This window comes from Pedobacter sp. Bi27 (assembly GCF_918698255.1).
Classification (GTDB): domain Bacteria; phylum Bacteroidota; class Bacteroidia; order Sphingobacteriales; family Sphingobacteriaceae; genus Pedobacter.
Genome location: NZ_CAKKMW010000008.1, coordinates 223,327 through 233,113, shown reverse-complemented (window position 1 = coordinate 233,113; position 9,787 = coordinate 223,327). Strand labels below are relative to the sequence as shown.

Below are 9,787 nucleotides of genomic sequence, written 5' to 3'. Positions count from 1 at the left end.
ATCCGGGCTGCAAAGGTAGCAATCTTTTCCGCTCCCGCAATATTTATTTTAAAATAAATCATGCCCTCCATCTCGCTCTGCCATCTTTTCAATCAAACCCTTCCTCCGAAGCGGGATGCAAAAGTAGAAAAAATTAACGCTTCTGCAAAGCTTTTACCCCGATTATCTGAAGGTTTGGGATAACAACATGGTTTTCAGACAGAAAAAATACACCGCAGGGCAAAACTTTTTAGGGGAACAGCTGTTTGTAGCTGTCTAGTCTCTTCAGACTTACCGGGTTTTCTCCTCCGCCCGGCCGTTTAAAACTCCGGAAGACCCTGCCAGCTAAACCCGACAGCAGCGGCAGCCCCCGGTTTTTCTACCAGGGCTACAGCGTATGGCGGGAACATACCTGTATAGTAGCACAGAACCTGCTTTGCTAAAAAAACAAAGGCACTCTTAATATATAGTGTAGCATTAAACCCAGCGTGGCCTGAAGAGACTTCCGAAGTTTTCCCCTGCACACAGCCGTTTAAAACTTAGGAAGACCCTGCAGAATAAACCCGACAGAAGTGGAAAACCCGATGGTGAGGAACGAACCAAGGCTTTGTAACGGATGGCGGGACAACACCTACATAGTAACACTGAACCAGCTTTCCTAAAAATCATAAAGAATATATCACTAGGCAAACTTCCGAAGTTTTCCAACCTCTCTGCCTTTTAAACTTCGGAAGTCAAAAATATTTTATAAATTAGTTAAATGCATCTGGTAAAACAATGGACTTCGGACTTATTTGGATTGCTATTCCCAAATTTATGCAATGCATGCGGCAATTCTTTGTTTCGCCACGAACAGTTGATTTGTTTAAAATGCTTATACGATCTCCCTTTTACCGATTATCACCAACATGCAGATAATAGGGTTGCCAAGCAGTTATGGGGCCGCTTACCACTTAATGCTGCAATGGCCATGTTGTATTTTAGAAAAGGAGCGAAGGTTCAAAACTTAATCCACAACTTAAAATATAATGGCAGAACCGATGTTGGGGTATTATTAGGCAATATGCTAGGCGAGCGGCTAAAAAGCGGAATTCTTTACCAAGATATCAACATGGTTATCCCAGTTCCTTTGCATCGTAAAAAATATAAGATTAGGGGTTATAACCAAAGTAGCTTTATTGCAGAAGGAATTGCATCACAAATGGGAATAGATATTAGTGAAGATCACCTTATCCGGACTACTTCAACGGAGAGTCAAACTAAAAAAAGCAGGTATAACCGGTATGAAAACATGAAAGATGTTTTTCAGGTAAATTCTGCTGAAGAAATCATCGGTAAACATATTTTACTGGTTGACGATGTAATAACCACCGGGGCAACACTTGAAGCCTGTGCCAATACACTCTTAACTATTGGGGCGGCAAAAGTGAGCATTGCAGCCCTTGCCTTTGCAGAATAATTACGGTTACACGGTTTAAGCGCTATTGTAAGTGGCCAAACATTTTTCTAAGTTTGATTTATGCGTTTAAATATTGGTTTAGTGCTTTTAATTTTATTCTTTGGTTCAGCTTGCCGGAAAGGGGAGCGTATAACCACAGATCCGAACGCCAAACTAAACATCTCTAATAAAGAAGTATTATTTGATACCATTTTTACTTCAGTAGGATCAATAACCAAAAGAATAAAGATCGTTAACTGGAACAATGATGCGGTTAAAGTTTCCGAAATCAGATTATCAGGTGGCAATACTTCGGCTTTTAGCATTAACATTAACGGGGAGCAAACGCAGAGCAAAAATGATCTCATTATAAACGGCAGGGATTCTATAAACCTTTTTGTCAAAGTTTCGATCAACCCAAATTCAACTAACCTGCCCTTTCTTGTTCAAGATTCTATCATATTAAATACAAATGGGAATAAACAGGTGATTCAGCTTTTAGCTTATGGGCAGAATGCTGTATTTGTTAACGAATCGACGATTAATGCCAATACCATCTGGACAAAAGCTTTACCCTACATTATTAATGGATCGTTAACCGTTAAGAACGGAGGGTCACTAACCATCCAGCCTGGAACTAAAATTTATTTTCACAAGGATGCAAATTTAAATATAGAAGGGAATCTAGTGGTTAATGGCAGCCTTACTGAACCTGTACTATTTTGTAGCGACAGGCTGGAATACATATATAGCGATGAGCCCGGACAATGGAAAGGGATTTTCTTAAAACGAACCGGATGTGGGCTTATTAAAAATGCGATTATTAAAAATGCATCTGTTGGCATTACCTCCGATTCTTTGTCCGTGAACAACAACCCCAAATTAATTTTAAGCAATAGTACTATTAAAAATATGCAGGTGGCGGCTTACATTGGCTACCACTCGGAACTGCTTGCATTTAATAATGTAATGTATAACTGCGGCAATTACTTAATATATGCAGTAGGGGGAGGGAATTACAACTTAAAACAGAATACTTTTGCTGGTTACAACTCAAATTTCCCACGTAAAACTGCCGCTCTGAGTTTTTCGGATTATTTATCGGCAAATGCTTATAACAAACTTCAGGTAGATTTAACCAATAATATCATATGGGGGAATTTAACGAATGAACTGGATATCCAAAAGAAAACGTCTGCAATAGTGCAGTTCAATTTATGGAGCAATTTAATCCGATCTACCAACAGCGCTTACAGTAACAATGGCAACATTTTAAATACCGATCCTCTTTTCATTAATCAAGATCTAGGAGATTTTCGGGTATCTCCCGGTAGCATCGTCAGAAAAAAGGGAACTGATTTAAATACTGATCCGTATTTCTTTAATTACCTTAATCAGGATGCTAAAGGAAATGCAAGAATTTCTCCCTCAACCTTAGGTAGTTACGAGAAATAACTTATTTTTTTCATTTTCTCAAAACAAAATGGCGATAATTTCCGTTTATATATTCGAGAGCGTTAATTTAGATGGTAAGGGTCGATATTTCTTCTAAAGAATATCGGCCCTTTACTTTTTACAAGATTAAGATTAGGATTGCCACTCCATTTTCAGGCTATTTTTTAATACCGCTTCAATCTCCAACAAGATTTATTTCTTTAGAATTTAGCATTTGTGCCTATGGCAGCCCGCTTTTCCTCCTGCCGTTTTAATTCATCAATATCAAAATATATAGATTAAAACGGCATCCGTTCAATCTGGCTTAGTTAACAAAGTCAGTATTTAAATACTCCCCTAACAAAAAAGCAGCTACAAATTAATGCAAAGTCCTATTTATTTGTTTTGTTATAAAATTATTCTACTGTTACAGATTTAGCTAAGTTTCTAGGCTGATCTACATTACAACCACGCATCACTGCAATATGATACGACAATAACTGAAGCGGAATAGTTGCTATAAGTGGTAAAAAGGCTTCATTGGCATCAGGAATTTCGATACAGTAATCGGCCATTTTCTTCACCTCCGAGTCTCCCTGGGTTACAATCGCAATCACTTTACCTTTTCTTGCTTTTACTTCTTGTATATTGCTGATTACTTTTTCGTATGATGAATTCTGCGTAGCAATAAAAACCACCGGCATTTCTTCATCAATTAAAGCGATAGGCCCATGTTTCATTTCCGCTGCAGGATAACCCTCTGCGTGGATATAAGAAATTTCCTTAAGTTTTAAGGCACCTTCTAAGGCCACAGGAAAACCACTACCTCTTCCCAAGAACAAACAGTTGGTAGAATCTTTGATCTTTTCTGCAACTTCTTTGATCAGATCGTTCGATTCTAAAGCAACCTGGATCTTTTCTGGGATATGATCCAGTTCGGTTAAAAGCTCGATTAATTTTGAGGTGGTAATGGTCCCTTTTTGTTGCGCCATATAAAAGGCCATCAAGGTTAGAACCGTTACCTGGGCAGTAAATGCTTTTGTTGAGGCTACGCCAATTTCTGGACCCGCATGGGTGTAAACCCCGGCATGGGTTAAACGCGGGATGGAAGCCCCAGCAACATTACAGATCCCAAAAATAGTTGCTCCACGTTCTTTAGCCATCTCGATGGCCGCCATGGTATCGGCAGTTTCGCCGGATTGTGAAATGGCAATTACTACATCTTTTTCGGTAATTATCGGATTTCTGTATCTGAACTCTGAAGCATACTCTACCTCTACAGGTATACGGGCATATTCTTCGATCAGGTATTCGCCAACCAAACCTGCATGCCACGATGTTCCGCAGGCCACAATAATGATCCGGTCTATATTTTTTAATTTCTCTGCGAATTCTTTGATCCCGCCAAGCTGAACTTTTCCTTCTTCAGGATAAATCCGTCCACGCATACAATCTTTAATTGAACGTGGCTGCTCATAAATTTCTTTAAGCATAAAGTGATCAAAGCCACCTTTCTCCAGCATCTCAAGTTTTAACTGTAACTCTTGAATTAAGGGGGTTTGCACTACGTTATCCAATTGTTTAACTAAAAGGTCATTTTTGGTAATCAGGGCGATTTCGCCATCCTTTAAATAAATTACGGTTTTAGTATACTCAATAATCGGGGTCGCATCAGAGGCAATAAAATATTCTCCTGCTCCAACACCAATTACCATCGGACTTCCTTTCCTCGCCACAATTAAACGATCAGGGTGTTCTTTATCCATAATCACGATGGCGTAGGCACCGTTCACTTCCTGCAAAGCCAAACGAACTGCTTCTAAAAGATCAATATTTTCAATTTCCTGGATTTCTTCAATCAGGTGGATCAATACCTCTGTATCGGTGTCGCTTTTAAACTCGTGGCCACGACTAGTCAATTCTTCTTTTAAGGTGGCGTAGTTTTCGATAATTCCATTATGGATAATAGACAGCTTACCGCCATTTGATGTGTGGGGATGAGAGTTTCTATCGGAAGGCACGCCATGAGTTGCCCATCGCGTATGTCCCATACCAATTGTACCAGACTTATCTTTGTCTTCGGCATATTCTTCTAAAACAGCTACTTTTCCAGCCTTTTTATAAATATGCTGACCACTATCGTTCATCAGTGCAATACCAGCACTATCATAACCCCGGTATTCTAATCTTTTAAGACCTTTCAATACAATCGGCCAGGCTTCTCTGTAGCCAATATAGCCTACTATTCCACACATAAGTTACATCATTTTATTGGTCAAATATATAAAACAAACGTTTGTTTTACATCATTAAGGCGAAAAACTTACTTCACAAAAAAAAAGCAGTTACAAATTAATGTAACTGCTTGTGTCATTGTCACTCTAGCCGAGTGAGTGTATAATCTTATTTATATAGTGGGAAGGCACTTACCAACTTAATCACCTCAGCTTTTACACTATTCAGGTTAGCTTCATCTTCCGGATTGGTTAAAACCTGGTCGATTAAATCTACAATCTTCTGCATTTCAGTCTCTTTTAAACCGCGTGTAGTAATTGCGGCAGTACCTACACGGATACCTGAAGTTACAAACGGCGATTTATCATCGAAAGGAACCATGTTTTTGTTCACTGTAATTTCAGCTTTCTCTAAAGCATTTTCAGCTACTTTACCAGTAATATTTTTATTTCGAAGATCGATCAGCATCAAGTGGTTATCTGTACCTCCAGAAATAATGCCATATCCTTTAGCTACAAATGCTTTGGCCATTGCCTGTGCATTAGCGGCAACTTGTTTAATATATGTTCCGTACTCCTCGCTTAAAGCTTCGCCAAAAGCAATTGCTTTAGCTGCAATAATATGCTCTAACGGACCACCTTGTGTACCAGGGAAAACCGCCATATCGAGCAGGTTACTCATTAAACGGATTTCGCCTTTAGGTGTTTTTAATCCCCATGGATTTTCGAAATCCTGCCCCATCATAATCATACCTCCACGTGGACCACGTAAAGTTTTGTGGGTGGTAGTGGTTACAATATGGCAATGTGGAAGCGGATTGGCCAATAATCCTTTTGCGATTAAACCTGCAGGGTGAGAAATATCAGCTAAAACCAAAGCACCGATTTTATCAGCTACTGCACGGATAAAAGCGTAATCCCACTCGCGGGAATAAGCAGATGCACCGCAGATAATTAATTTAGGTTTTTCGGCTAAAGCAACTTCTTCTAATTTTTTATAGTCAATTAATCCTGTTTCTTTTACAACGCCATAAAATAAAGGCTGGTATAGTTTACCCGAAAAGTTAACAGGCGAGCCATGGGTTAAGTGGCCTCCATGAGAAAGATCAAATCCTAATATTTTATCGCCTGGCTGCAAAACGGCAAGCATTACTGCTGCGTTAGCTTGTGCGCCAGAGTGTGGCTGAACGTTTACCCATGCTGCGCCGAACAACTCTTTTGCCCTATCGATAGCAATCTGCTCTACTACATCCACTACCTGGCAACCGCCATAGTAACGTTTTCCTGGTAAGCCTTCAGCATATTTGTTGGTTAGTACCGATCCGGCAGCTTCCATCACTTGCTTGCTTACAAAGTTTTCTGATGCAATAAGCTCTAAACCATGCTCTTGGCGGTTTAACTCCTTATCAATAAGTTCAAAAATTTGGTTGTCGCGTGTCATCATTATATGAGGTTTGTATTTTTTTGGCAAAAGTAAGAAATTCAAATTTAATTTAGGCCGTATTAGGATAATGCTTTCACATTAAAGTTGTTAAAGCCGCTCCCAATGGTTATCTCTACGATTTGTTGCTGCAACATTTCTAAAATAGCCAGGAAATTATAAACGAAATGCACTTTATTCTCCGAATTTTTAAGCACTAAGGCAAAATCGATCTGTTTATTGATATCGAGCAGATTCGCAATAAAGTGTTTTTGTTGCTCGATAGTGTAAGGATATTGTACCACGGTGTGTTTAACCTCTTCGCTGCGCAGCTCATACTTCTGCATCGTTCGGTGGTAAACGGTTAAAAGTTTATAGAGATCCAATGATAAAAGTTCATCCTGGTGACTGGAAGATGCGGCGGCCAGGGTTAAATCATATGCAATATTACCCCGTTGATCTTGTTTAAGCCGTTCCTCTTCAAAAACTTTCATTTCTTCTGCTGCAGATTTAAACTGCTTATAGGCGATAAGCCTTGCGATCAGGTCTTGTTCAGCATTAATTTCATTTCCGGCTTCATCAACCTCAATCCTTGGCAAAAGCATTTTAGATTTAATGCGCATCAAGGTTGCGGCCACTAAGATAAATTCGCTGGCAACTTCTACATTTAAAGCAAGGAGCTGATGGATGTAGGCCAAAAAGTCGTTGGTGATTTTGGCAATCTCCACATCCTGGATATTGAGTTCATCCCGCTCTATAAAGAACAGCAACAAATCGAAGGGGCCTTCGAATACCGGAAGTTTTATTTCAAAATTCTCTGCCTGCATGTGAAGAGACAAACATAACGAAAAATTTTAGCCCTTAATAATATAAACCCTAGCCTATTAACCACTAAACCCTAAAGTTAATGTCATTAATTTTAGATTTTTACCACAGATAAACACAGATCTATATTTATAGCTGTGTTTATCTACGGTTAATTTTGTTTTTAAACCCAAAACGGTTTTCCTTAACCTTATCCGCTATCTCATAAACACAACTAAACGCCCATAACCCAATTGTCAATAACTAAAGCCATTTTACCACAAATACAAATAGAACTGAGGTTTATCTGTGTGTATCCATTTTATCTGTGGTTAATATTCCTTTTGACTTAAACCTAAACCCTTAATCTGCACCCGCTAAGCCCTCAACGCCAACCGCTTAACGCTCAATAATAAACCACTATTTTTCTCTTCTATATTAAAACAAATTTGCCTTACTTTGTATCTTGTTTTTTACCATAAATTTCGAATGCAAGTAAAAGCTGGCCCCCTATTATCTAAAATCAACTATCCCGCTGATTTAAAGCAATATAGCGAATCTGACTTAGAACAAATAAGCCAGGAATTACGACAGTATATCATTGATGTAGTTAGTGTTAACGGTGGCCATTTTGGAGCCAGTTTAGGTGTTGTTGAATTAACAGTGGCCTTACACTATGCATTAAGTACCCCTTACGACAAGTTGGTTTGGGACGTAGGCCATCAGGCATACGGACATAAAATATTAACCGGGCGTAGGGATTTATTCCATACCAACCGTGTATACGGTGGTATTAGCGGTTTCCCGAAGATTTCAGAAAGTGAATATGATACCTTTGGTGTAGGCCATTCTTCTACTTCAATTTCGGCCGCTTTAGGGATGGCGGTGGCTTCGCAGTTAAAAGGTGAAACCGATCGGCAACACGTTGCCGTTATCGGCGATGGCGCCATGACAGCTGGTTTAGCATTTGAGGGATTAAACCATGCCGGGATCGAAAACAGTAATGTACTTGTGATCCTGAACGATAACTGCATGTCTATCGATCCGAATGTGGGTGCACTTAAGGAATATTTAACCAGCATCACCATTTCAAAATCGTACAACCGTTTCCGTGATGATATTTCTCATGTACTCACAGGGCTTTCTAAACTAGGCCCTAATGCACATAAGTATGTTAAGAAAATTGAGAAAAGCATTAAAGGAACCTTACTTAAACAAAGTAATTTATTCGAAGCCTTAAATTTTAGATACTTCGGCCCCGTTGACGGGCACGATGTAAAACGTTTAGCACAGACCATAAAAGATTTATCTGCTATTCCCGGTCCTAAACTTTTACACTGCGTTACTGTAAAAGGTAAAGGTTTTGCATTGGCAGAAAAAGATCAGACCAAGTGGCATGCACCAGGTCTTTTCGATAAGATTACCGGTGAAATCAAAAAAAGCACTCCCGATAAGCCGCAACCGCCAAAATACCAGGATGTTTTCGGGCATACCATGGTTGAGCTGGCAGAGGCGAATGATAAAATTGTAGGTATTACACCTGCTATGCCATCAGGATCATCGTTGAATATTATGATGAAAGCGATGCCAAAACGTGCATTCGATGTGGGTATTGCAGAGCAACATGCCGTGACTTTCTCGGCTGGTTTAGCGACACAAGGATTAGTTCCCTTTTGTAACATCTATTCAAGCTTTATGCAAAGGGCATACGATCAGGTGATCCATGATGTAGCCATTCAAAAGCTAAACGTAGTGTTTTGTTTGGATAGGGCGGGCTTAGCAGGTGCTGATGGTGCAACACACCATGGTGCATATGATATTGCTTACATGCGCTGTATCCCGAATTTAGTGATCTCTTCGCCAATGAACGAAGAAGAATTGCGTAACCTGATGTTTACTGCTCAACAAGAAAATGTGGGGCCATTTGTAATCCGTTACCCACGTGGTAATGGTGTTATGCCCGATTGGAAGCGACCATTCAAAGCATTAGAAATTGGCAAAGGACGTAAGATCTGTGATGGAGAGGATGTAGCCTTATTAACTATTGGCCACGTAGGTAACTTTGCCGTTGAGGCACGAGCCGAATTAAACAGCGAAGGTTTTTATCCAGCACATTACGATTTACGTTTTGTGAAGCCATTGGATGAGCAGCTACTACATGAAGTATTTGCTAAATATAAATATGTAATCACCGTAGAAGATGGCTCTTTGCCAGGTGGAGTGGGTTCAGCAGTACTGGAGTTTATGGCCGATCATGGTTATAGTGCCAATGTGATCCGTTTAGGTATTCCAGATCAGTTTATCGAACATGGAGAACAGGCCGAGCTTTGGGCCGAATGCGGTTATGATAAAAATGCAATTATAGCGGCAGTAAGAAAAGTGGCTGTAAAAAGAACAACAAATAGCATGGCAGGGTAGGCTACCATCATTCTTGTAATGATTGTCATTCTAAGCGCAGCGAAGAGTCTCAATTTTGCA

The 9,787-nt window shown here is 39.7% G+C and carries 6 protein-coding genes; 3 read left to right on the top strand and 3 right to left on the bottom strand.

The annotated features are described in order from the left end of the window. The first annotated feature begins 739 nt into the window (after positions 1-739). A complete protein-coding gene (locus tag LQ227_RS22870; protein WP_230143441.1) occupies positions 740-1,438 on the top strand; it encodes a ComF family protein in 699 nt (232 codons plus the stop codon). Between the two features lie 60 nt (positions 1,439-1,498). Then, the gene (locus tag LQ227_RS22865; RefSeq protein WP_230151262.1) at positions 1,499-2,872 is read left to right on the top strand and encodes a hypothetical protein; all 1,374 of its coding nucleotides are present in this window, start codon (positions 1,499-1,501) and stop codon (positions 2,870-2,872) included. Positions 2,873-3,267: 395 nt separating this feature from the next. On the opposite strand, the gene glmS is transcribed toward LQ227_RS22865, so the two are convergent. From glmS to LQ227_RS22850, 3 genes are all read right to left on the bottom strand, one after another. Continuing rightward, positions 3,268-5,106, bottom strand: a complete 1,839-nt coding sequence (glmS, locus tag LQ227_RS22860; RefSeq protein ID WP_230143437.1) for a glutamine--fructose-6-phosphate transaminase (isomerizing) — start codon at positions 5,104-5,106, stop codon at positions 3,268-3,270. 148 nt (positions 5,107-5,254) lie between these two features. Next, positions 5,255-6,526, bottom strand: coding sequence for a serine hydroxymethyltransferase (glyA, locus tag LQ227_RS22855; RefSeq protein WP_230143467.1), 1,272 nt, complete (start codon positions 6,524-6,526; stop codon positions 5,255-5,257). Between the two features lie 62 nt (positions 6,527-6,588). Beyond that, the gene (locus LQ227_RS22850) at positions 6,589-7,332 is read right to left on the bottom strand and encodes a ScpA family protein (protein ID WP_230143435.1); all 744 of its coding nucleotides are present in this window, start codon (positions 7,330-7,332) and stop codon (positions 6,589-6,591) included. A 466-nt stretch (positions 7,333-7,798) separates the two neighbouring features. Between LQ227_RS22850 and dxs the strand changes: the two genes are divergently transcribed. Next, entirely contained in the window at positions 7,799-9,727 is a 1,929-nt protein-coding gene (gene dxs, locus LQ227_RS22845) for a 1-deoxy-D-xylulose-5-phosphate synthase (protein ID WP_230151260.1), read from the top strand. Positions 9,728-9,787 lie beyond the last annotated feature (60 nt).

Excerpts from the sequence above, each read along its gene's own strand:
- LQ227_RS22870 (WP_230143441.1), top strand. The coding sequence starts at position 740 with ATGCATCTGGTAAAACAATGGACTTCGGACTTATTTGGATTGCTATTC.
- LQ227_RS22865 (WP_230151262.1), top strand. The coding sequence starts at position 1,499 with ATGCGTTTAAATATTGGTTTAGTGCTTTTAATTTTATTCTTTGGTTCA.
- glmS (WP_230143437.1), bottom strand. The coding sequence starts at position 5,106 with ATGTGTGGAATAGTAGGCTATATTGGCTACAGAGAAGCCTGGCCGATT.
- glyA (WP_230143467.1), bottom strand. The coding sequence starts at position 6,526 with ATGACACGCGACAACCAAATTTTTGAACTTATTGATAAGGAGTTAAAC.
- LQ227_RS22850 (WP_230143435.1), bottom strand. The coding sequence starts at position 7,332 with ATGCAGGCAGAGAATTTTGAAATAAAACTTCCGGTATTCGAAGGCCCC.
- dxs (WP_230151260.1), top strand. The coding sequence starts at position 7,799 with ATGCAAGTAAAAGCTGGCCCCCTATTATCTAAAATCAACTATCCCGCT.